The 21,492-nt window shown below is 64.3% G+C and carries 18 protein-coding genes and 1 pseudogene; 4 read left to right on the plus strand and 15 right to left on the minus strand.

Annotated elements, in window-relative coordinates; all coding sequences use genetic code 11:
* Positions 1-57 precede the first annotated feature (57 nt).
* The 12 genes and pseudogenes from KCG88_RS30280 to KCG88_RS30335 form a co-directional block, all read right to left on the minus strand.
* Positions 58-273: pseudogene (locus KCG88_RS30280) on the minus strand (ShlB/FhaC/HecB family hemolysin secretion/activation protein); the annotation flags it as partial.
* Positions 274-845: 572 nt separating this feature from the next.
* Positions 846-1,370 (minus strand): poly-beta-1,6-N-acetyl-D-glucosamine biosynthesis protein PgaD, encoded by a 525-nt coding sequence (gene pgaD / locus KCG88_RS30285; protein ID WP_047335352.1) that lies wholly within the window; start codon positions 1,368-1,370, stop codon positions 846-848.
* Positions 1,370-2,719, minus strand: coding sequence for a poly-beta-1,6-N-acetyl-D-glucosamine synthase (gene pgaC / locus KCG88_RS30290; RefSeq protein ID WP_047335351.1), 1,350 nt, complete (start codon positions 2,717-2,719; stop codon positions 1,370-1,372). Before pgaC ends, pgaD begins: the two co-directional genes overlap by 1 nt.
* A 3-nt stretch (positions 2,720-2,722) precedes the next feature.
* Positions 2,723-4,720, minus strand: a complete 1,998-nt coding sequence (pgaB, locus tag KCG88_RS30295) for a poly-beta-1,6-N-acetyl-D-glucosamine N-deacetylase PgaB (RefSeq protein ID WP_210713725.1) — start codon at positions 4,718-4,720, stop codon at positions 2,723-2,725.
* 14 nt (positions 4,721-4,734) lie between these two features.
* The gene (gene pgaA / locus KCG88_RS30300; RefSeq protein WP_210713726.1) at positions 4,735-7,221 is read right to left on the minus strand and encodes a poly-beta-1,6 N-acetyl-D-glucosamine export porin PgaA; all 2,487 of its coding nucleotides are present in this window, start codon (positions 7,219-7,221) and stop codon (positions 4,735-4,737) included.
* Positions 7,222-7,496: 275 nt separating this feature from the next.
* Positions 7,497-8,999: a YdgA family protein gene (locus KCG88_RS30305; RefSeq protein ID WP_047335348.1), complete on the minus strand. Its 1,503-nt coding sequence runs from the start codon at positions 8,997-8,999 to the stop codon at positions 7,497-7,499.
* Between the two features lie 223 nt (positions 9,000-9,222).
* Entirely contained in the window at positions 9,223-9,858 is a 636-nt protein-coding gene (locus KCG88_RS30310) for an NADH:ubiquinone oxidoreductase subunit N (RefSeq protein WP_210713727.1), read from the minus strand.
* A gap of 93 nt (positions 9,859-9,951) precedes the next feature.
* On the minus strand, positions 9,952-11,400 hold the full coding sequence (locus KCG88_RS30315; protein WP_011058540.1) for an efflux transporter outer membrane subunit: 1,449 nt from the start codon (positions 11,398-11,400) through the stop codon (positions 9,952-9,954).
* Complete coding sequence (locus tag KCG88_RS30320; RefSeq protein WP_210713728.1) at positions 11,397-12,287, minus strand: HlyD family secretion protein; 891 nt, start codon at positions 12,285-12,287, stop codon at positions 11,397-11,399. The genes KCG88_RS30315 and KCG88_RS30320 overlap by 4 nt, the downstream gene beginning before the upstream one ends.
* Entirely contained in the window at positions 12,284-12,493 is a 210-nt protein-coding gene (locus KCG88_RS30325) for a DUF1656 domain-containing protein (RefSeq protein WP_011058538.1), read from the minus strand. The genes KCG88_RS30320 and KCG88_RS30325 overlap by 4 nt, the downstream gene beginning before the upstream one ends.
* Entirely contained in the window at positions 12,490-14,577 is a 2,088-nt protein-coding gene (locus KCG88_RS30330; protein ID WP_210713729.1) for an FUSC family protein, read from the minus strand. The genes KCG88_RS30325 and KCG88_RS30330 overlap by 4 nt, the downstream gene beginning before the upstream one ends.
* Entirely contained in the window at positions 14,574-15,002 is a 429-nt protein-coding gene (locus KCG88_RS30335) for a MarR family transcriptional regulator (RefSeq protein ID WP_011058536.1), read from the minus strand. Before KCG88_RS30335 ends, KCG88_RS30330 begins: the two co-directional genes overlap by 4 nt.
* A 197-nt stretch (positions 15,003-15,199) precedes the next feature.
* On the opposite strand from KCG88_RS30335, the gene KCG88_RS30340 reads away from it, so the two are divergent.
* Positions 15,200-15,478 carry a hypothetical protein gene (locus tag KCG88_RS30340; protein ID WP_015633690.1) on the plus strand — a complete coding sequence of 93 codons (279 nt, stop codon included), beginning with the start codon at positions 15,200-15,202 and terminating at the stop codon, positions 15,476-15,478.
* Positions 15,475-15,756: a type II toxin-antitoxin system RelE/ParE family toxin gene (locus tag KCG88_RS30345; RefSeq protein WP_210713730.1), complete on the plus strand. Its 282-nt coding sequence runs from the start codon at positions 15,475-15,477 to the stop codon at positions 15,754-15,756. Before KCG88_RS30340 ends, KCG88_RS30345 begins: the two co-directional genes overlap by 4 nt.
* On the opposite strand, the gene KCG88_RS30350 is transcribed toward KCG88_RS30345, so the two are convergent.
* From KCG88_RS30350 to KCG88_RS30360, 3 genes are all read right to left on the minus strand, one after another.
* Positions 15,753-15,998, minus strand: coding sequence for a DUF2789 domain-containing protein (locus tag KCG88_RS30350; RefSeq protein ID WP_011058533.1), 246 nt, complete (start codon positions 15,996-15,998; stop codon positions 15,753-15,755). The two genes, KCG88_RS30345 and KCG88_RS30350, sit on opposite strands and share 4 nt — an antisense overlap.
* A 14-nt stretch (positions 15,999-16,012) precedes the next feature.
* Positions 16,013-16,474, minus strand: a complete 462-nt coding sequence (locus KCG88_RS30355) for a YbaK/EbsC family protein (protein WP_016967891.1) — start codon at positions 16,472-16,474, stop codon at positions 16,013-16,015.
* Between the two features lie 109 nt (positions 16,475-16,583).
* A complete protein-coding gene (locus KCG88_RS30360) occupies positions 16,584-18,194 on the minus strand; it encodes a glycosyltransferase family 39 protein (protein WP_210713731.1) in 1,611 nt (536 codons plus the stop codon).
* A 331-nt stretch (positions 18,195-18,525) separates the two neighbouring features.
* Here KCG88_RS30360 and KCG88_RS30365 point away from each other — a divergent pair, with 331 nt between their 5' ends.
* Both KCG88_RS30365 and KCG88_RS30370 read left to right on the plus strand, forming a co-directional pair.
* Positions 18,526-20,718, plus strand: coding sequence for an outer membrane assembly lipoprotein YfiO (locus KCG88_RS30365; protein ID WP_210713732.1), 2,193 nt, complete (start codon positions 18,526-18,528; stop codon positions 20,716-20,718).
* The gene (locus KCG88_RS30370) at positions 20,688-21,431 is read left to right on the plus strand and encodes a DUF3142 domain-containing protein (protein WP_210713733.1); all 744 of its coding nucleotides are present in this window, start codon (positions 20,688-20,690) and stop codon (positions 21,429-21,431) included. The genes KCG88_RS30365 and KCG88_RS30370 overlap by 31 nt, the downstream gene beginning before the upstream one ends.
* The last annotated feature ends 61 nt before the right edge of the window (positions 21,432-21,492 follow it).

Raw genomic sequence — 21,492 nt, forward strand, 5'->3', positions numbered from 1 at the left:
AGCCAGGAAGGCGAGTTGGCGAACGTCCATGTCAAAAGCCTCAATGAATCAGTGCAATCAGAAAAAGAGATCCAAACGGAAGTAGATAGGTGCTTCCCGCTCCCTCAGGGCATCTGGCCGCTCGAGGAAGTGGGCGAAGGTCACGCCGGCGGCAAGGTACTTGCCTAGCGAGCGAGCCGAGCGCAGGTCGTTGCGCCAGCAGTAACCGCAGTCGCCGTTAAGGCTCTGGTCTTTGTAGCCATGGATGGAGGACTGGGCGCCGAGATTGAAGGTGGTACCGGGCATGGGCGCGACAGCGGCGCTATGCAGCGCGCTGAACAGCAGCAGGCAGGACAAGGCACAGCACAACCTCATCCCAAGAGTGGAGAGAGACATATTCGATCCTTCGAAACCGTGACGACAAGAGCTAAGAAGGACGTGATGCTAATAAGCCATCACTGCATCGTCAAATGACTGCCGCAGAATCGCTTATAACAACTAATTCGAACTTTTAAATAATATTACAGGGTAAAAACATGCAGTTTCATCACTGAACTGCCCATTATAAATTTTGAAAAAATTTAAAGGAAAATCACCTGAAATCCTTTTAAATCAAGGCGATATAAATTCAATTAAAGGTGAGAAACAACAGGATATTGCACACTTCGAAGAGTCAACACCCATAGGCAAGAGCCTTGCCGCGCACTCTCTCTACAATAAGGAACAACTCACCCGCAATCACATCCGCAGCGGACAACACACGTAAAAAACCCAAGTAAATCAATGAGATATTGATTTAAATACTGAAAATCAAATCAGACAATTCCCTCTGCAAATTCAGAAGAGCCGTAATCCTCCCCGGGCAGTCAATCCTCCCCTGTTTTCTTGCCCTCATCCCCTTCCGAACGCAGATGTATCACCCGTGGTGGCGGTTCCACCTTCAACGGCGGGTGCTGCTGGTCTTCGGGAAGGATGCGATAGAACTGCGTGGTGACGTGGCTGATGCCGCCTTCCTCGTCGTTGTGCACGATCATGGTGCCGGGCTGGCGCATCTGGGCGAAGGTCGCGTCGTTGAGCTTGAAGGTTTCGCTCAGGCGCTTGTCGTCCACCACGGGTGCTGGCAGCCGGGGCGGGTAGCTCTTGTTGCGACGCTGGCGGTAGCGGGCCCAGGAAATCAGCAGCACCGCATTGAGTACCGCCACCCAGGCATAGAACTGCAGGGTGGTCAGGGCGTCGAGCATGCCCGCCTCTATCCGCGGCCCTTCATGGCTGTCCAGCAGCGGAATGAGCCCACGAACCAGCAAGTACAGCAGGCCTACCCAGGCCAGTACGGTGAGGACAACGTCGACGATCACCATGAACGGACGCTGGCGGGTTCGGATGATTTTCATCAGCGCACCTCCTCTTCGTCATCGATGGGTTTGATGCCGCGGTCCGGGCTGACCCAGCGCGCGCGTTTCTGGTGTTCGCCAAACAGCACCCGGGGAAAGCTCACCAGGGTGGTGAACAGGCTGATGAACCAGAACACCAGCGGGTACCAGACCACCCAGAACATGGTTTTCCACAGGTCTTTTTCATAACGGCGGTCGATCAGGATACTCACCGCGAACTGGGTCAGGCAGACCATCGCCAGTACCAACCCGGTAAAGGCCGGTGGGACGATGGTGTGCACCGTGATGGCCTCGGGCATGACGATGAACTTGCCCAAAGCCCAGAAGATCACCGACAACAGGAAGGTGAAGGCCCAGCCGGTGGACAGGCAGTAGTCGAACAGCAGGGTCCAGAGGTAGCGGTGGCGCCACTCCCAGATCCCGCGGATGTTCTTGAACAGCACCTCGGCGCCGCCCTGGGCCCAGCGCAGGCGTTGCTTCCACAGGCCGCGCAGGGTCTCCGGCATGAGGATCCAGCACAGCGCCCGCGGCTCGAAGAACACGTACCAGTGGTCCAATTGCAGCTTCCAGCTGATATCGATGTCTTCGGTGATCATGTCCGGGCTCCAGTAGCCCACCCGGTGCAGGGCGGTGCGGCGGAAGGCGACGATCACCCCGGAGACGGTGAAGACTTTGCCGAACACCCGCTGGGTGCGCTTGATCAGGCCGATGATCGAGGAGAACTCGCCCACCTGGACCCGGCCCACCAGGGTCGAACGGGTGCGGATCCGCGGGTTGCCGGTCACCGCGCCCAGGCGCGGGTTGTCCAGCATCGGCGCCACCAGGTAGGCCGCCGTGTTGGGCGCCAGCAGCGCATCGCCGTCGATGCACACCAGGTATTCGCTGCGTGCCGCCACCGCGCCCATGCGCAGGGCCACGGCCTTGCCCTGGTTCTGCGCCAGGTGCAACACCCGCAGGCGCGGGTCCTGGGCGGCAAGGCGGTCCAGCACCTCGGCGGTGTTGTCCTTGGAGCCATCGTTGATGGCGATCACTTCGATGTTCGGGTACTGCTGGGCCAGGGCCGCATGGATGGTGTCGGCGACGTTGTCGCCTTCGTTGTAGCAAGGAATGAGGATGCTGATCAGCGGCTCGCCGGCCAGGGGCGGCGGCAGGGTGTCGTCGCTCCACGGCCAGTGGCGCTCCCAGTGCATCCAGTAATACAGGCCGCCGGCGATCCACAGCGCCGACATGAACAAGGGGTAGTAGAAGACGAAGTCCATGAGGAATTCGCCGGTCAGCACGAAGATCAGCCCCAGGGGCACGCCGAGAACGAGCGCCAGGACCACCAGCGCAAAGATACGATCCACCATGATTCAAGGGCTCCATTTGTTGGAGAGCGCGGGCCGCAGAGTCTTCAGGTCCGGTGAGTTCTCGAGGAAGTTGTCCGGGTAGTAGCCGAAATTGGTCGCGCCCTGGCGCTTGAGGCGGCCCATCCAGTCCGCCAGTTGCTGGGCGGAGAGGTCGCTGGCGGGCTGGCGGGCCCAGTCCCGGGCCTGCAGCTCGAACACCGTGCGCTGCAAGGCACCGGGGCGGGCGCGCACCTGGTCCACCAGGGCTTCGAGCCAGGGCCCGGAATGCCGCTGGCTCTGGCCTTCCATCAGCGGCATGGCCATGGGCGCGGTCCAGTCGTAGCTGACCAGGAAATCATCGAGGTTCTGGGCGAACCAGGTTTCACTCTGCGGGTTGATGATCGGCTCGGCGAACAGGTTGCGCGCGGTCTGCACCTGCGGCCCGCGAATCGCCCGGACCTTGGCGGCCAGTTCATGGGTGAAGTCGATCAGGTAGCGGCTCTTGAAGCGGGTCCAGCGCTGCAGGGTGGCCGGATCGTCGCGCAGGGCGGCCATGGAACCCGGCAGGCCCTGGGCCGCATAGGCGCGCAAGGCTCCGGGGCTGGCGTCTTCGAAATCCGAGAGCACGGCGTCGTCGTGGAACAGGATGCCGTCCACCGACGTCATGCGCGCCACGTCCTCGTAGAGGTCGCCGATCTGCTGGCGCACATTGGGGTCGAAGGGCGACAGCCGCTGGTACTGCTTAGGATCGATCGCACTCTGGCCGGTGGCCGGATCCCAGCGCGTGACCCGGGGTAGCCGGGCGTCCAGGGCGAAGCTGAGCACCGGCATCCAGGCATAGACCTTGACGTGGGCCCGGGTGCGCAATTGCCAGGCGACCCGGTCGAACAGGTCGGCGCGCATCGGCAGGTGCCGGTTGGGGAAATACAGCGACTGCACCAGGCCGTCGCCCTTGGGGTCGGCGAAGGCCTGGAGGAATACGGTGTTGGCCCCCAGGTCGGCCATGCGCTGCACCAGCTTGCCGAGGTTGACCTCCTGCTGCTTGGGGTCCGGGTCGTAGACGTTGTCCAGGTCCACGTGCACCACGCGCATGGGCGCGGCGGTCTCGGCGCCGACAATGCTGTTGGAGAAGTGCATGCCGTCCGGGTCCGAGACCACCAGGAAACGCGGGCTGCTCATCAGGTTGTCGAGTGTGTCCAGGCCGTCGTCCAGGGTCAGGGCCAGCTTGAAGCCCTGGCTGTCCACCACTTGCAGGGTGGAGCCGTCGGCCGTGCCGTAAGGCCAGACCCAGATCCGTGGGCGATAGCCGGCCACGGCCAGGATCTTGTTCGAGATGGCGGTCACGTCCTGGCGCATCCGCGCCTGGAAATCCGCCTCGCTTTCATAGCGCCCGGAGGCGGCGTCAAAACGGCGGGTCGCCGCCGCCGGCTGCAGGTTGCCCTGAGGGTTGGCAAGAATGCCCAGGTGGCTGTGGTCGGTATGGGCGGCGATTTCCACCAGCCCGGAGCGGGAGATTTCCCGGACCTGCGCCCAGGTCAGGAACTGTGAGCGGGGCCGCAGCTCGCCGGCGAAATTCACCGGCTGGTCCGCCGGGGTGTCGATCCAGGTGCCCACCGGCGCCAGCACCGCAGGCCAGTGATAGCTGCGCAGCACCGGCAGTACCCGGGTGTAGAAGCTCGAATAGCCGTCGTCGAAGGTCAGCAGGATGGCCTTGGCCGGCAGTTCGGGGCCGCCGTTGCGCGCCGCCAGGATCTGGTCCACGGTCACGGGCCGGTAGCCGTTTTCCCGCAACCAGGCCAGTTGCTCGATCATCCGCTCGGTGCGCACCGCCACCACCCGTTGATCCGGGTCGCGATCCTCGATGTCGTGGTAGGCAATGCCCAGCACGTGGTTCTTCGGCCAGGGTGCCTCGGTGTTGGGCAACGGCCGTTGCGCCGGGGCGAGAAAGTCGGCAGCGGGCTGGGAGCAGGCGCTGAGAACCAGGGCTCCCAGCAGGAGGATGCAACGGTTGATCAGGCGCATCGTCACACTCTTCTCTAGAAGCGATAGGTAAGGTCGACAGCCAGGCGCAGGTCGGTTTCCCGATCGCCGTCGTAAGGCCGGTTGATCACGCTCAGGACTCCGCCGATGTCGAACACGTCGTTCCAGCTGTAGCGCTGGCCGTAGCTGAGCAGCCCCACCGCTCCGGTGGAGTAGCCGCGTTCGCTGTAGGTCCCGGCGCCGGCCTGGAACTGCTGGCTCCAGGAGGTCTGATAGCGGTGATAGAGCACGTGGTTGACGGTGACGGTGGGCAGGACGCTGAGGTCCGCCTCGGGGTTGTAGTAGGGGGTGTCTTCCAGGGTGTTGTGGCTGGCGCCCACTTCCAGGCCGAGGTCGACCTGCACTTTCGGCGAGCGGTAGACCCCTTCGCGGCCTGTGAGCAGGGCCTCGAACCTATTGTTGCCGTCGCTGAAGTGCGACGGGCTGAGGGACAGTTTCCACTCCCGGCTTTCATTGGCCCGCCAACGCAGGAAAGCGCTGCCGCCGTTGGCGCTGATATCGCTGTTGAGGGCCCGCAGCGGGGTATTGGCAGAGAGGTAGTCGAGGCTGCCGCCGTATTGCCAGTGATCGTCGATGTCCCGCGCCAGCGACACCCGGGCACCGGTCTTGTCGCCGTAGCCATAGGAATGGTTGGAGACTTCCGCTTCCAGGGTCATGTCGCGGGTGCGCCGCTCCACGCCCAGGACCTGCCAGCGGTGATTACCGATCCCTTCCGGGAAGTCCCCCATGGCATAGCCAATGCCGCCGAACAGGCGCCAGTCCTCGGCAATCGGCGGCGTGTAAAGCCGGCTTTCGATACCGAAATCACGGCTGCCGGATACCGCGCCGGCGCCATTGCTGCCGCCGCCGTAACTCTTGCCGCCATAGGTCATGACCCGCAGTTCGGCCATGTCGTGCACTTCGCGCTCGCGGGCCAGGCGCTGCACCTGGCGGCTTTCCGGAAAGCGCTCCACCACGTCGTCGGTCAGCGCATCCAGTTGCCGCCATTCCTGCAGGTCCTGGGCCGTATGGCCCTGGGACACTTCCAGGCTGACATCACGCGGGGCCACGCTCTCGGTTTCCTTGAGCAGGCTTTCCGAAAGCCGTGGCCAGTCGCGCACCCGGTAAAGGTCAGCCTGGGCCAGGCGCACGTTGATGTTGCCCGGAGCCTGCCCCGCCAGGGTCTCCAGGCGCTGCTCGGTGCCCGGCAGATCAGCCCCGGCCGTGCCGTCGGCACCGGCCTGGGCCGCCAGCAGTTGGGCATCGACCCAGTCGTCATTGGGGTCGCCCACGGTTTGCCCGGTGAGCTGAATTCGCTGCGGCACACTGTCGGCCAGGTCATTGGCGAGTTTCAGCGCCTCTTCCGGGCGTTCACTTTCCAGCAGCGCGTAATACAGCGCGGTGGTGTCTTCCAGGCGGTGGTCGGCATCACCGTCCGGCGCAGAAAACACACGCCGATACAGGTCCGCGGCGATTTCCGGCTGGCGCTGGTCGAGGTAGGACGCCGCCACCCAGCGCAAGGCATACGGGGGAATGGCCACGCCGGCAGCGGTGAGCTGCTCGTATTCGCTGATCACCTCGGCGGTGCGCGCCCGGGACTTGAGGGCGCCCAGGCGGTCGATGCGCCAGCGGGTCAGGTCGTCCTGGGCTTGAGGGTCCTTGCCCCAGGCGGCGAACAGGGTGTCGTAGTCGGCCAGGGCACGGTCGGCCACCACAAAGCGCTCTTTCTCACTGCGGCTGGCCAGCTCCGAGAGGCGCACCCGTTCGGCGGCAAGATCCGCCTGGATGCGCCGCTGGATCACCGGATCGATCAGCCCGGGGTGCTGCCGGGCCAGGCGCAGGGCCGGTTCCGGCAGGCGTGCCCGCTGCAGGGCGTAGATGTATTCGCGAATGACTTCGGGCTTGTCGCCGGCGCGGATAAACGCCTGGTCGTATGCGGCCAGGGCGTCGTAAGGCTGGTTGGCGCGGGTCAGCGCATAGCCCAAGGCCAGGCGCCGGTTCGGGTCATCGGGCTTGGCCGCCACCAGGGCCTTGTCCCGGGCCACGGCTTCGGCCGGTTGGCCGGCATCGGCCTGGGTCAGGGCCAGCCCCAGCTGCAGGTCGGCGTTCCGCGGGTCGCGCTGCAGCGCCAGGCGATAGACCTGGGTGGCGTTGTCCCACTGCTTGAGGTTGCGGTAGGCCCGGGCCGTGGCGGCCAGCGCCTGCGCCGGCAGCACCCGGTTGCGGCCCTGGGTCTCGTAGACCTTCACCACCTCGGCATCGAGGCCCGCCCAGCTGGCGATCTGCAGGTGGTCGCTGACCAGCCCGTTGTTCAACCGGTCCGCCGGCACTTGGCGCAAATGGTTCAGTGCAGGGGCGTAGCTGCCGGCCCGGGCCTGGATGATCAACTGGTCATAGGCCGCATCGGCGAACGCCAGGCCCGGCCATAACAGTTGGCTGCACAATGCCAGGCGACACAGCGGACGAAGGCCGTAGCGGCGAGCGGGATGAACAGTGCGTTGCATTTCGTCAGCATCCTTACGTGGCTAGTCGGAGTTATGCGCCCCGCCCTTACGCCCCAGCCCGGACGATCAGAAGATCGACAGAGTCTCTGGGAGAATTCTTCCACGAAGGTTAGTTCAGAATGTGCAGCGCCATATTTATTCAGAATCAGATTCTGCGGGGCCTGCAGCCGCCCTCACCGCCTTGCTCCAGACAGCACAACGCCCGACCTGTGGGCTGCACAGGCCGGGCGTCAGGGGTTGCACAAGAAAGGCCGCGCAAAGCGGCCCGTGCACCTTTACTGCTGGGCGCCTACGCCCCCCAGCTTGCTCATGACCAAACCGATGAACTGCTCAACGGTCATTTTCTGGCCGTTGAAGTTCACTTCGTTATTGGCATAGTGCAGGGCCGACACCACATCATTGCCTTCCAGCTTGGCCAGTTGGGTGGACAGGGCCATGGCACTGAGCATTTCTGCAGTGGCCGCGCTTTGCTCGGCGATCAGCTTGGCATCGGTCTGGCCTTCGGCCTGGGCCTGCAGGGCGGCGAAGTCCGCCACCATCGGCTTGGACAGCGACAGCTTGGCATCCAACTGGCTGACCAGTTGCTTGCCCAGCTCAACTGGCGGCAGCTCCAGGCTCTGCGGCTTGGCCAGATCCAGGCTCAGGCTGAAACGGCTTTCACCACCGGCGGTCTTGAATGCCAGGCTTTCCAGGGCGATCTGCGGCTTGGCTTCCAGGACCTTGTTCACGGCAGCCTGTACCTTGACCTGCTCGGCGTCGGACATTTGCAGTTCCGGAGCCGGTTCACCCTCGGCAGAGGCCTCGGTGGCGGCCTTCTGATACGGCTGCAGCACGTTCTGGTAGACCTGGACCAGATCGAGCATGCCCTGGCTGTCGAGGCTCTTCATGCTCCAGAGCATCTCGGCCGAACCCACGGTCTTGCCGTCGAAGGCGATTTCGCCCACTCGGTAATCCGCACGGCCCGCCACTGTGCTGCCGGTTTCTTCGCTGAAGGTCTTCTGCTCGAAGTGCTTCAGGGTCAGCACCGACTGCTTGTCGCCGAAGGTGGCCTTCAGGCCGCTGAGCTCCAGGGTGTTCTGGCCCAGGAAGTAGTCGAAGCTGCTTTTCTGCAGGTTGCTGGCCAGGGTCAGGCCATTGATTTCCAGTTTGAGCGGGGCCTTGTCCGGCGAGCTGAGGAACAGGCTCAGGCTGTCCATATAGCCATCGACCTTGGCCTTGCGGCGATTGTCGCCGACGCTGAAAGTGGCATTCAGGCCGGAGAACTTGAGGTTGTTCAGCTCATCCAGGGCCAGTTCCATCGGAGCGAAATCCAGGGTGCCCTCCGCGGACAGGTCATAGCCGACATTGACCACGCCCTTGAACGGTGCAGCACCCTTGGTGGCGGCAAACCACTTGTCGGTCTGCGCATTGTTCTCCAACTCGTAATGACTGGACGCCATGACTGGCAGCCACTTGAGGCGGATCAAGCGCGAGAAAGGCAGCGGGCCGTGTTCGATATGGTCGGCGATCATCAGTTCCAGCCCACCGTTGAACACCTCGCCCTGGGTCTTGAGGCGGTAGCGGGCATTGCTGCTGAACACGCCACGCTCCAGGGACACCAGCTCCAGGGTGGCCGTGGCGTCGTAGCCGATCAGCGCCGTTTGCAGCTCCTTGTTGCTTTCAATCACCTGCTGCTGCAGGACCCCTTCCAGCTTGGTGCCGGTGTACCAGGCGCCGCCGGCACTGATGGCACCTACTGCGACGACGATTCCTAACAGTACGCCTGCTGATTTATTCATGTATGACCCGATCAATATCCGTTGTTTGAAGGTGTGGTCGTCTTCCCTGAACCCATGACGGGTCGCGGCTCGACTGCGCGTAAAACCGGCGCAGATTACCACTGGCGACCAGCGCGAGCCCAACCTTTGAATGTGAAAAACCGTGGAGTGCGGGGAGATGGCCCCGGCAGCGGCTGCCGCGAACCGGCAGCCGCCGCCGTTGCAGGGCCAGGGGAAGGGGCTTTTAGGAGTATTCGATTTCCAAGGCATCGAGTTGATGATCGAAGCTCTTGAGGCGGGCGCTCCAGGTGTAGACCAGCACCTCGAAGTCGCGGTCGATCACCGCGCTGTTGCCCCGGGATTCGCCCCGTGGGTCGCAGAAGTCCAGTTGGTAGCGCTCTCGGGCCATGGCGGTGGCGACGTCCGACAGCTCCCGGGCATTGCTCAACCAGTGGTGGCCGTCGTCGGCTTGCTTGTCCAGCAGCATGCACTGCTTCTTCAGGGCCTCCAGGCTCTTTTCCAGCGGGGTGCCGGTCAGTTCGCCCATGACTTCGGCGAAGGTCCGCCCCGGTTGCCAGTAACTGCCCCAGAAGTAACGGTCGAATACAGTCTCGACCCGGCGCAGGGCCACCTTGGTGTCCCAGATGACCACCAGGGTCTTGCTCTGCTCAAGCTGTCTTTTCTTGATTTTCTGGCCCTGGAAGGAAGCCCAGGCCACCACGCCGATGGCCATCACCGCGATCAGCGCGCTGGCGCTGTCGAGGAACACCAGGGCCTTGTCGATCTGGTGGGCCAGCATGATGCCGTAGAAGTAAGTGGCAGACAGCAGCACCAGGGCGCAGAGCGCGCACCAGAAGCCCGGAGCATAAGGGTTTTTCATTATTGGAATCCCCATGACCATCACATGCTTTGACCGGTTGGAAAACACGTTGCACAAGGCACTTTTCCAACTGATCAAAGCATAGCAACGGCCTCAGGGTTTCGCGTGTTCCGGGCCTTGCGTTCGTCCGCTTTCCCAACCGCCGCCCAGGGCCAGGAACAGATCGATCTGGCTCATGGCTACCTGGGTGTTGGCCGCCGCCAGTTGCGCGCGCATATCGGTATAGGTGCGAGTGGCCTGCAGGTCGGCGAGGAAGGACGCGCGCCCGGCCTGGAAGAAGCGGTGGGTCTGGTCCGCCGCCAGCTGCGCCGACTGCTCGGCATCCGCCAGGGCATCGCGGCGCTGCAGTTGCGCGCTGTACTGGGCCAGGCCGGTCTGGGTTTCGCGGATGGCGTTGAGCACCACCCCATCGAAATGCGCCAGGGCACCCTGGCTGGCGGCCTCGGCTTCATGAATGCGCTCGCGGGCGCCATTGGCCGGCACCGTCCAGCTGATCAGCGGGCCGAAGCCCCAGCGATTGGTGGAAGGCTTGCCGAGGTTGTCGAGGATGCCCACGGTGCCGACCGTCGCACCGATGCTGATATCCGGATACAGGGCCCCGGTGGCCACGCCGATGCGCGCGGTGGCGGCGGCCAGCTGGCGCTCGGCCTGCCGTACATCGGGGCGGCGCTTGAGCAGCGCCGCGCCATCGCCCACCGGCAACAGCTGGGTGATATGCGGCAACTGGGCACAACTGTCGGTGCCAGCGGGCAATTGATCCAGCGGCTTGGCCAGCAGCATCGACAAGCGGAACAGGCCCGATTGGCGCGCCGCCTCATAGCGCGGCAGTTCGGCGCGCAGGGATTTGAATTGGGTCTGGGAACGGGTGACCTGGGTCTCGTCGCCGCGCCCGGCATCGCGCAGGCGCTGGGTCAGCTCGGTGCTCTGGGCTTGCAGGCTCAGGGAGTGCTCGGCGATTTCCCGTTCTTCGTTGGCCGCGCAAACCTGGGTGTAGGCCCGCACCACGTCCGCCACCAGGGTGATGCGCGCGGTATCCGCCGCAGCCTGGGTCGCGTCGGCGTTGGCCTGAGCCGCCTCGATGCCGCGCTGCAAGGTGCCGAACAGGTCGAACTGGTAGGAGGTGCTGATGGACAGGTTGCCGACGTTGGCCACTGGCACCTTTTCCGGCAGCAGGAAGGCTTCGCCGGATTCCTGCAAACGCTCGACCCCGGCCTTGACCCCACCGCTCCAGCCACCGGCGGCCTGGGCTTCATCCACCTGGGCACGGGCCCGAGCCAGGTTGGCCGCCGCCACCCGCAGGTCGGTGTTGGAAGCCAGGGCCTGCTGCACCAGCTGGTCCAGGCGCGGGTCCTGGTACAGCCGCCACCAGTCGGCAGGCACCGGCGCCGACACCACGTTGGCGCCCTTGGCGCTCAACTGGCCCTGCAAATCCTTGCGCTGCACCGCAGCATCCCCGGGCACCTGGTAATCCGGCCCGACCATCTGGCAGGCCGAGAGCAGCAGGCCGAGCCCGGCCAGGGCCAAACGCGCGCCGTTGTTCATTGGCCGGGCTCCTGCTTGGCCTGGTCGTCGAGGATCGACACCGTGGCGGTACGCCCGGCGATCATGCGAAAGTCCGCCGGCACATCGTCGAAGGCGATGCGCACCGGAATCCGTTGTGCCAGGCGCACCCAGCTAAAGGCCGGGTTGACGTTGGGCAACAGGTTGGAGCCGCTGCTGCGGTCACGGTCCTCGATCCCGGCGACGATGCTTTCCACATGCCCGCGCAGCCGCGCACGGTCGCCGATCACTCGGATATCCACGGCCTGGCCGACATGGATGCCATCGAGCTTGGTCTCTTCGAAATAGCCGTCGATGTGGAAGGAGTTGCTGTCCACCACCGACAGCACCGGGCGCCCGGCGGTGACGAACTCCTGGGTGCGCGGCGCACGGTCGTTGACGTAGCCGTCCACCGGGCTGCGTACCACCGAGCGGTCGAGGTTGAGCTGGGCGCTGTCCACCGCCACCTGGGCCTCGGCCAGGGCCGATTGGGCGCGGGCCTCGCGGGACTGGCTTTCTTCCAGTTGCTCGCGCGGCACCAGGTTGCCCAGGCCACGGTTGCGCTTGGCCTCGCGCTGGGCCTGGGCCAGGGTTTCCTCACGGTCGGCCAGGGCCGCCTTGGCCTGGCGCAGGGCCAGCTTGAAGCGGTCCTGGTCGATGCTGAACAGCACCTGGCCGCGTTGCACCAGTTGGTTGTCACGCACCTGCACTTGCTGGATCAGCCCGGATACGTCCGGGGCGATCTGCACGATATCGGCGCGGATATGCCCGTCCCGGGTCCAGGGCGCGAACATGTAGTACATCACCATGCGCCAGACCACCACGACCGCGAAGGTCACCACCAGTAACGTCAGGACCACACGGCCAATGGTCAATAAAGGTTTTTTCATGTCATCAGGTATCGACTGAGAGAGTCCACGGCGCCCAGTAGCAGAGCGTAGAGACCCACGTTGAACAGCGCCCGGTGCCAGACCAGACGATAAAAGTGCAAGCGCGTCAGCACCCCGTGCACCAGCAGGTACAAGCCATAAGTGATGCCCATCAGCACCAGCAGCGTAGGCAGGAACACCCCGCTGATATCCAGATCACCAATCATAGGGGCGCTCCATCGATGCCATGGGGAAGGGGTTCTTCAAGCTCGCCGGTGGCGACGAATTCCACCCCCGGCAACAGCGCCAGGCGCAGGCCGCTGAGGGCATGCAGCAGGTGCAGGCGGGTTTCGTGGTCGCCTTGCAGGCCCTGGCTGCCGAGGGCGCGGCGGGTGCGGTCGAGGGTCATCAGCAGCCCACTGGGGGCCGGCAGGCGTTCGCCGGCCTTGAGGCAGGCCTTGAAGTACTCGCCCACCTCGGCCACCACCTGGCGCAGCAGGCTCTGGGCCACGCCCTGCACCCGCGGTGCATAGGCCAGCAGGTCCAGCATATTGAGCGCCACGCGCAACTCCCGCAGGGCGATGCCGGTGTCCTGCCCGGTCATGGCCAGGCGCGGCAGGTGCTGCATCAGGCGGTCGAGCATCTGTGCACCCATGTGCCGGTGTTCGGCCAGGGTCGCCGGTTCGCTGAGGCTGACGATGTCGCGCCAGCTGAAACGGGTCAGGCGCTTGGCCGCCAGTTCGGAGCCGAACGGCCGGGCGATCAGGGTCCAGACAAAGGCGAACAGCAGGCCCATGGGGCCGGCCAGGTTGGAGTTGGCAAAACTCAGGAAGTCCGCGTCGTAGGCGCCCTGGATGCTGATGAAGGACGAGGTGTTGACGATGGTCAGCAGCATGCCGAGGTAGAACCGCGGCTGCACCGTCAGGGTGCCGACGCAAATGAACGGCACGGCAAAGGCCAGCACCAGCATCGGGAAGTCGTGCAGGTTGGGCAGGATCAGGAACAGGTAGAGGCTGGCGAACAGCACCGACATCGCGGTCCAGAAAAAGAACCGGTAGATCTGCGGCGCCGGGTCGTCCATGGAAGCAAAGAAACTGCAGGCCACCGCCGCCAGGATCACTGCGCTGCCGCCGTCGGTCCAGCCCAGGAGAATCCACAGCACCGAGGCGACGATGATCGCCAGGACCGTCGAGCCCGCCGAATACAGCATCAGCCCGCGATCGAGAAACGGCGTCAGCCGGCCCAGCCGCCAATGCCGGTAGACCGCGCGCCAGGGCGCCTGGCTTTCACTCTGGATGGCGTGCTGCAGGCTGCGGCAGTCCTGCCACAGGTCAATCCACTCGCCGAGGCGATACAGGGCGTTGGACAGCAGCAGCTGGCGCCGGTCATCCAGGGCTTCGGGGCTTGGCTGCAAGGCTTCGAGTTCATCGCGCAGGGCCTGCCAGCGTTCCACCGAAGCCTCCCGGGCGGTGCCTTGCAGCCATTCATCGGCCTTGGCCAGCAAGGGGGCAAACTGCGCCACCAGCTCCGGGGTACGCCGTTCCAGGGCATACAGGGCATCGTCCAGGGCATCCACCACCGGCAGCAGGTTGATCATCCGCCCGCGCAGCTCCTTGGTATTGCGCACGGTCTGCGGCCGGGCGCCCTCGTGGGGCAACTGGCCGATCATCAGTTCCAGGGTGTTGAAGGTGCCCACCATGGACGCGCGCAAGGCGCTGACTTCCTCGGGCTGGACGTTTCGAGCCAGGAAGCGCTGGCTGTAGAGCGCAGCATCGGCAAACCACTTGGCGGCGGAATCGACGAACACCGGGGCCAGCCGCCGGGGCCAGAACATGCTGCCGATCACCGCGGCGCAAATGATGCCGAGGAAGATTTCCTCGGTCCGCGCCTCGGCGACGTCCCAGACCCCCAGGGGGTTGTCCACCACCGGCAGGGCGATCAGCGGCAAGGTGTAGCCGGCCAGCATCAGGGCGTAGTTGTTGGCGGTGCGCAGGTGCATGGACAGGAACAGCAGGATCCCGGTCCACAGGGCGATGATCACCACCAGCAGGTAGGGGCTCTGCACGAACATCGGCACGAACAGCACCGCGGCCGCCGCCCCGAGAAAGGTGCCGATCGCCCGGTACAGGGCCTTGGAACTGGTGGGGCCGACGTAGGGGCTGGAGACGATGTACACCGTGGCCATCGCCCAATACGGACGGGGCATCTGCATCAGCATGGCGATGTACAGGGCGATCATCGACGCGGCGAAGGTACGTACGCCATAGAACCAGTCCCGCGCGGGAGGCATGCCGGTAAAGAAGCCTTTCAAGATGGCAGCACCGGTACATGACTGGCGGACTCGAACGCGCGGATCACCCGCAACGCCGCTTCCAGGTCGGCGCTGCCAATGCCTTCCAGCACTTCATGGCGCAGGCGCACCAACTCGCTTTCCACCGCCTGCACCAGCTCGCGACCGGTGTCGGTCAGGCTCAGGCATTTGGCCCGGCGGTCGTGGGGGTCTTCACTGCGGCACACGTAGCCGGCGCTGCACAGTTGATCCAGCAGGCGCACCAGGGACGGGCTTTCCATCCCTGCGGCCTGGGCCACCGTGACCTGGCGCACGCCCTCGCCCAGGCGCCCGATCATCAACAGCGGCACCGCGCAGGCTTCGGAAATGCCGAAGTTGACCAGAGTGGTCTGGCAGATCCGCCGCCAATGGCGGGACGCGACCACCATGCCACTGCTGATATTCATGTGGAGTGATTCAAGGGAGCTGGACACAAGATTGTTCGCACACTGTTAGTTTGCTAACTATCAATATGTCATTGACGGATAAATCCAGTCAAGTTTTGTAACAAATACCTCGGCCAAGCCTGGGATCCAGCGCCTGCAAAACAGAAGAAGTACTGAAAAGGTATATACTTTTTCAGTACTTTTTGAGGAGAACTCTCATGCCCAAACACGCCATCTTTACGATGAAACTGGAAACTGAACTGCGGGATCAGTTTATGGCGGAGGCACTGGCCGCACATCGCCCAGCCTCACAGATCGTGCGCGAGTTGATGCGCGAGTTCGTGCAAAAACAGCACGAATCCCGTGAGTACGAGGCCTTCCTGCAACAGAAAGTCCTGCTGGCTCGAGCCTCCGTAGACGCTCAACGCGGGCACAACCATGAAGAGGTAGAGGCAGAGTTCGCTGCCAGACGCGCTCGGGCATCGAGGCTGGAATGAAGGTTGTATGGGTTCCCGAAGCCGTACAGGACCGCATGGATATCTGGGATTACCTGCATGTGCTCAACCCGAGGGCTGCGGTCGACATGGACAGGCGCTTCAGCGAATGCGTCGACCATCTGGTCCTCAACCCGCAGATAGGCTCCACGGGACTGGTGGCAGGAACCCGCGAGCTGATTCCCCACCCGAGCTATCGCCTGGTCTATCAGATAAGCCAAGACCCCATCTGGATCCTGGCCCTGGTCCACACCGCTCGCCAATGGCCGCCACCGACCTAGCCCCCGCGCCCCTTCCTCAACAACACATCCAACTGATCCACCACCTCGGCCCAATCGGCATCGTCCAGCACTTCCGTGCGCAGAAAGTCGGCCTGGCTCTCGCTCCAGAAAAATGCGTCCGCCAGGTGCAGCTCCGGTTTGAGCGGCGAATGGGTGGCGATGAAACGCTCGATGCTCACCGGGTCATCGGCCAGCCCCAACTGTTTGAACAACGCCGGCAGGCTGTGGGTCGGTGCTTCCATGGTCGGGCTCCTGATCAGTGCGAGACTTCGCAAACCTCGGCGTGGGGCACCAGCTTCAGGTACTGGGCCACGCTCATGTGCACCAGGTTGTGGTGGTTGCCGGCTTCCAGGTAGATGTCTTTCTGCCGGGTCAGCAGTGGGTCGATCACCACGTCCAGCCCATAGGACTCACCCAGGGCCGGCACCGCGCCGCGCTCGCAATCGTTGAACAGGTGGGCCAGGGTGCTTTCCCGGGTGATCTGCCATTCACCGCTGCCGCGCACCTTGCTGAGGTCCAGGTGACGGCTGGCCGGCAACACCGCCATCAGGTAGTGGCCGTGGTGATCGTCAAGGACCACCGACTTGGCCACCCGCTCCGCCGGCACCCCCGCCACCCGCGCCGTTTCCAGGCTGCTGGCGGAATGGGGATGGCTCACCAGATCAAACTCGCAAGCGGCTTGTTCCAGGCTGCGCTGCACGGTTCTTGCCATACGCATGATGCACCTCGGTGCCCCGCAAGCGGGGACAGGACTGTGACTCCTGATGCAAGTCTAGGTCGCGCTGCAAGACACAAGACCTCGAACTTCCGAACGGCACCCTGTGCGTTCATTGCCCCGCACAGGAGGCGCCGGCTGCCGAGCCACAGAGGACAAACAAGCGGGCCCGAGTACCACCCGCGGCGAACTGACCGACTTTGTGCCACCCCTGGGGCAATGGCGCGAATTCCTCGGACTGATCGTCCGACCCCACCAGCCAATAACGCCCGCTGCCCACTGGCAAGGCGCTCAACTGATCCAGGTAAACCTGATCCGGGTGGTCGATCAGGGTGCCGAAGCCGTAGGCGTTCGGCCTGCTGGAGGCGCCGCCCGGCAGCGGCGGCGTATAGAGCATCGGCTGGGCATCGGTGCGGTTGTAGTAGAGGTAGCTCAGGTACCAGAGCATGTCGCTGATAACGATGCGGTCGCCCGCGACGTAGTGCCGGTTGACGTAGTCGACCATCACGCTGATCTGATCGTTGGCGTCGACATCGACGTTGTTTTTCAGCCCCACCGCTTCCAGCCCGACAAACCCCAGCAGCAACCCCAGCGCCACCAGCCGGGCCGATTTGAGCCAGCGATCAACGAGCACCGCGATGATCATCGGCAAACCCAGGGCATAGGCGGTCAGGTAGCGCTCGATAAACACCGGCGAGGCAAACGACACCGCAAACACCAGCAACAACGGCACCAGGGTGAAACTCGCCAGCAGCCCGCCAAACCGGGCAGGCGCACCGTCACGCCAGGCCAGCCCCCCGCAGACCGCCAGCAACAGCAGCGGCATGCCCACGAACAACACCCCGGGCAGGTTGTCGCCCTCGTCCTGGATCAACAACTGCCAGACCATCGCCAGCAGCGACGACCAGGTCACCGGAGGCTCCCAGCCGACATCGCCATTGGCCTTCAACTCGTCCATGTGCCGCAGCAGGTCGAGCAACTCCGGGACCCAGGGCAGGAACAGCAGCACGATCGCCGCATTCGCCAGCCACCAGGCCGGCCGGCTTATCAGACGCCCGCCGCCCTCGGCGCGCACGCCCGAAACGGCCAGGTACAGCCAGTGCGCCAGCACGCAAAACGCCGTGAAGTAATGGGTGTAGAAGGCCAGGGTCATCAGCAGCGCGTAGCTCACCAGATAGCCCCGACGCGAGGGCTGGCGCAGCCAGTACACCAAGGCCAGGGTCGCCCCCAGCAGCAACAGGCCGAGCAGCGCATACATGCGCACTTCCTGGCTGTAGCGCACGGCCGTGGGCAGCAGGGCCAGCAGCACACCGGCGAGAATCGCCGCGCGACGGGTCGCCAGCAGCGCCACCAGCCACATGCCGAGCCCTACGGTGACTATCCCTGGCAGCGCGCTGAAGGTGCGAATGGAAAAAATCCCGTCGCCGAACAGTTCAATCCAACCACGCAACAGCATGAAATACAGCGGCGGATGGACGTCGCGGGCCGCATGAAACCAGATTTCGCTCAGCGAATACTGGCTGAGCACCAGGCTGGAACCTTCGTCGCCCCAGATGGCCGCGGCGGTCAGGTCATAAAAGCGAACGGCCGCAGCCAACAGCAACACCGGCAGCAACCAATACTCCAGCGCCAAGCGCATCAGCCGCTGCACACCTTGCTCCTGAGGCACGACGGCCTGCTCTTGCAAACGCCCGATCAACTCCGGCGCTCTGCGAAAATCCATTCCTTGCTCCCCATAAACTCGCCTGATCTGGTCGCTCAAACCCCGATAGCATCGTCCTTTGCCTGGAAAACCGCAAAGCACAGACGCAAGGGTAAAAAGCCGCTCCTCGAATGCCATGTGCGACGCCTGCCGATTGCCCTCGGGTACCGCCGTCCGGGGTCAGGCCCGGCCATCACCGGCAATGGATGAACATAGACCGGAGAACAGCAAAGTCGCGTCACAGAACGGCGGATTTTCTAACCAGCGACGTAGGTGCCAGCCGGCGCCTTCTGTATGATTTTCGCCACACTCGGAACCTGCCCTCATGGCTTTTCTGAATTAAGGACAATTCATGCGCAAGCTTCTGCTCTCGGCATTGACCCTCACCGCCCTATGCACCGGCCAGGCCCAGGCCAGCTCGGACGACATCTGCTCACCGACCTGGAAGCTCTACGCCAACCAGTCGGACAATTGCAGCAACCTGCCCTTTCTCAGCCCGGGCAACGACAGCCGGGTCAACCTGCGGCTGCTGCTGGCCGACCAGGGCAGCCTGCCAATGACGCCCCGGCCCCTGATTCAGGGTGAAGTAGGCCTGGGCTATGGTCCCGTGCCCTTCATGCACTATCGCCTGCACCCGGCGCAGCCCGAGCTCGACCCCGACACTGGCAACCCACCCAAACCCGGCCCATCGCCCGCGACCGAGCAGCTCGACAGCCTGCTGCAGGCCGTGGGCCTGCGTCGCGCCAACCAGAAAACCGCCGGCGACGGCTTTCTCTCCGGAGAAGGCAGCCGCTGCCGCAGCAACTCGGACGCCAGTGCCCTGGCGTTTGTCGAGCAGCTCGACCAGGCGCCACTGAGCCCCGAAGAACGCCAGGCCCTGGCCGAGGCCCGGGTGCAATTGCTGGCCAGCTGCGACTGGAACGCCAGCGAAATGAGCAAGCTGCTGCCGGCCAACCTGAACTCGGCAGCGGCCAAGGCGTTCGCCGGCTACCTGCAGGCCGCCGCCGACTTCTACAGCGGCCGCTTCAACGAAGCCGGCAACGGTTTTGCCGCGCTCAAGGACAATCCCCAGCCCTGGCTGGCCGAAACCGCGGCCTACATGAGCCCGCGCACCCTGCTCAACCTGGCCCAGCAGAACGCCCTCGATAAATGGAGCATGGTCAATCTGGAGCATGTGGACAAAGCCGTCCTGCAACAGGCCGGCGCCGGTTTCGAGGCCTACCTGAAGACTTATCCACAGGGCCGTTACGCCGTATCCGCCAGAGGCTTGATCCGCCGTGTGCACTGGCTGGCGGGCGACACCCAGGCCCTGGCCGATGACTACGCCCAGCAACTGACCCAGGCACCCGGCACCCCGCGCAACATGCCTCTGGACGACTTGGTGGAAGAAGTCGACTACAAACTACTGAGCCTGCCCGAAGACCACTTCAAGGCTCCGCTGCTGCTGGCGGTCAAGGACCTGATGCGCATGCGCGACACCCCATCGGCGCCCCTGACCCGGGACGCCCTGCAACAGCAGAAGGCCCTGTTCGCCAGCCAGCCGGCGCTGTTCGACTATCTCCAGGCCGCTTTCAGCCTGTATGTCGAAAAACAACCGGCGGCGGCGCTCAAACAATTGCCCAGCCAAGTGCCGGCGCAACTGGACTACCTGAGCTTCAGCCAGCAGACCCTGCGTGGCCTGGCCCTGCAGGCCCAGCAGGACTGGAAAGGCGCCGAGGCGCTGTGGCTGCAATTGCTGCCCCTGGCCCAGCAACCGCTGCAACGCGAACAGCTGGAACTGGCCCTGGCCTACACCTACGAGCGCAGCGGGCAACTGGCCAAGGTGTTCGCCGACGACTCGCCGATCAAGACTGCCCAGGTGCGCGCCATTCTCCTGCGCCAGGTGGCCTCTCCCCAACTGCTGCGCCAGCAAGCGCAGAAGGCCGAGTCGCCAGCGGAACGCAACGCCGCGCGTTTTATCCTGCTGTACAAGGACCTGACCCGCGGCCAGTACGCGGCCTTCGGCAAAGACTTCGAGCAACTGCCGCCCACCCTGCCCGACGCTAGCCTTGCCGCCAGCCTGGGCTACATCTACCTCGATACCCCGCCGTTGCAGGACTTCCACTGGAATGGCCCACAGCCCGAAGAAGAAAAACCCGACTACCGCTGCCCAAGCCTGTTGGAGACGGCCGCCCTCCTGCAGCGTGACCCGAAAGCCCCGGCCGGGCTGCTCTGCCTCGGCGAGTTCATGCGTTTCAGCGGCTTCGACCGCATGCCCCTGGACACCCCGCCACCGGCCCAGAACCTGGGCGGCACCCAGGACACGTTCCCGGGCAAGCCGTTCTCGCGGCTCGACGGCTATCAGGTGGTGATCAACAACCCCAAGGCCAGCCGTGACGATCGCGCCTACGCGCTGTACCGAGCCATCAACTGCTACGCCTCCTCGGGCCATAACAACTGTGGCGGTGCCGGTGTCGAGCCCGCCGTGCGCAAGGCCTGGTTCCGCCAGTTGAAGACCAAGTTGGGGGATACCCAGTGGGCTCAGTCGCTGCGTTACTACTGGTAGGCAAGCGCCTGGGCTATGGCCTGCTGCTGTGGCTGTGCTGGGCAACGCCGGCCAGCGCGGCAGTGGACGCCGGCGATTACGACGCCTTCTGGCTGTGGAGCGGGGTCAAGACCCAGCCGGTGCTGGGCCAGGCCAGGACCCTGTACCTCCTCCAGGGCCAGATCAGCCGTTCGAGGCGCCACCCAGCCAGCGGCGTCCAGCTCATCGCCCAGGGCCTGCCGGTGTCGCGCCTACCCCAGGAACAGGTGTGGGTGGTGTACCGCGCCCACACCCTGGCCTGGCCCGCACCGCTGTATGACCAGTTGCTGGGCCAGGTCCAGCGTTGGCAGGCCACGGGCACCCAGGTAGTGGGCATCCAGATCGATTTCGACAGCAGCACCCACGACCTGGAGCGCTATGGCCACTTCCTGCGCGACCTGCGCCAGCGCCTGCCGGCGCACTACCGCCTGAGCATCACCGGGTTGATGGACTGGGGCAGCAACGCCGACCCGCAAGCCATCGGCCAGCTCAAGGGCGTGGTGGACGAAGTGGTGGTGCAGACCTACCAGGGCCGCCGCAGCATCCCCAACTACGCCAGCTACCTGCCGCGCCTGGACCGCATGGGCCTGCCCTACAAGGTCGGCCTGATCCAGGGCGGTGAATGGCAGGAACCCCAGGCCCTGCGCGACAGCCCCTGGTTCAAGGGCTACGTGGTGTTCTTGCAAAATCCTTGATAGCGAAGGCGGCCTGGCAGACGCCTTCGCTGGCAAGCCAGCTCCCACAAACAGCCGAAAG

Origin of the sequence: Pseudomonas sp. MWU349, from assembly GCF_017947325.1 — a bacterium.
GTDB classification, from domain to species: Bacteria; Pseudomonadota; Gammaproteobacteria; order Pseudomonadales; family Pseudomonadaceae; genus Aquipseudomonas; species Aquipseudomonas protegens.

Coding starts and splice junctions, on each gene's coding strand:
- KCG88_RS30315 (WP_011058540.1), bottom strand. CDS start 11,400: ATGAACAACGGCGCGCGTTTGGCCCTGGCCGGGCTCGGCCTGCTGCTC.
- pgaD (WP_047335352.1), bottom strand. CDS start 1,370: ATGAAAATCATCCGAACCCGCCAGCGTCCGTTCATGGTGATCGTCGAC.
- KCG88_RS30325 (WP_011058538.1), bottom strand. CDS start 12,493: ATGATTGGTGATCTGGATATCAGCGGGGTGTTCCTGCCTACGCTGCTG.
- KCG88_RS30310 (WP_210713727.1), bottom strand. CDS start 9,858: ATGAAAAACCCTTATGCTCCGGGCTTCTGGTGCGCGCTCTGCGCCCTG.
- pgaC (WP_047335351.1), bottom strand. CDS start 2,719: ATGGTGGATCGTATCTTTGCGCTGGTGGTCCTGGCGCTCGTTCTCGGC.
- KCG88_RS30335 (WP_011058536.1), bottom strand. CDS start 15,002: ATGAATATCAGCAGTGGCATGGTGGTCGCGTCCCGCCATTGGCGGCGG.
- KCG88_RS30305 (WP_047335348.1), bottom strand. CDS start 8,999: ATGAATAAATCAGCAGGCGTACTGTTAGGAATCGTCGTCGCAGTAGGT.
- KCG88_RS30320 (WP_210713728.1), bottom strand. CDS start 12,287: ATGAAAAAACCTTTATTGACCATTGGCCGTGTGGTCCTGACGTTACTG.
- KCG88_RS30350 (WP_011058533.1), bottom strand. CDS start 15,998: ATGGAAGCACCGACCCACAGCCTGCCGGCGTTGTTCAAACAGTTGGGG.
- KCG88_RS30365 (WP_210713732.1), top strand. CDS start 18,526: ATGCGCAAGCTTCTGCTCTCGGCATTGACCCTCACCGCCCTATGCACC.
- pgaA (WP_210713726.1), bottom strand. CDS start 7,221: ATGCAACGCACTGTTCATCCCGCTCGCCGCTACGGCCTTCGTCCGCTG.
- KCG88_RS30345 (WP_210713730.1), top strand. CDS start 15,475: ATGAAGGTTGTATGGGTTCCCGAAGCCGTACAGGACCGCATGGATATC.
- KCG88_RS30340 (WP_015633690.1), top strand. CDS start 15,200: ATGCCCAAACACGCCATCTTTACGATGAAACTGGAAACTGAACTGCGG.
- pgaB (WP_210713725.1), bottom strand. CDS start 4,720: ATGCGCCTGATCAACCGTTGCATCCTCCTGCTGGGAGCCCTGGTTCTC.
- KCG88_RS30360 (WP_210713731.1), bottom strand. CDS start 18,194: ATGGATTTTCGCAGAGCGCCGGAGTTGATCGGGCGTTTGCAAGAGCAG.
- KCG88_RS30355 (WP_016967891.1), bottom strand. CDS start 16,474: ATGCGTATGGCAAGAACCGTGCAGCGCAGCCTGGAACAAGCCGCTTGC.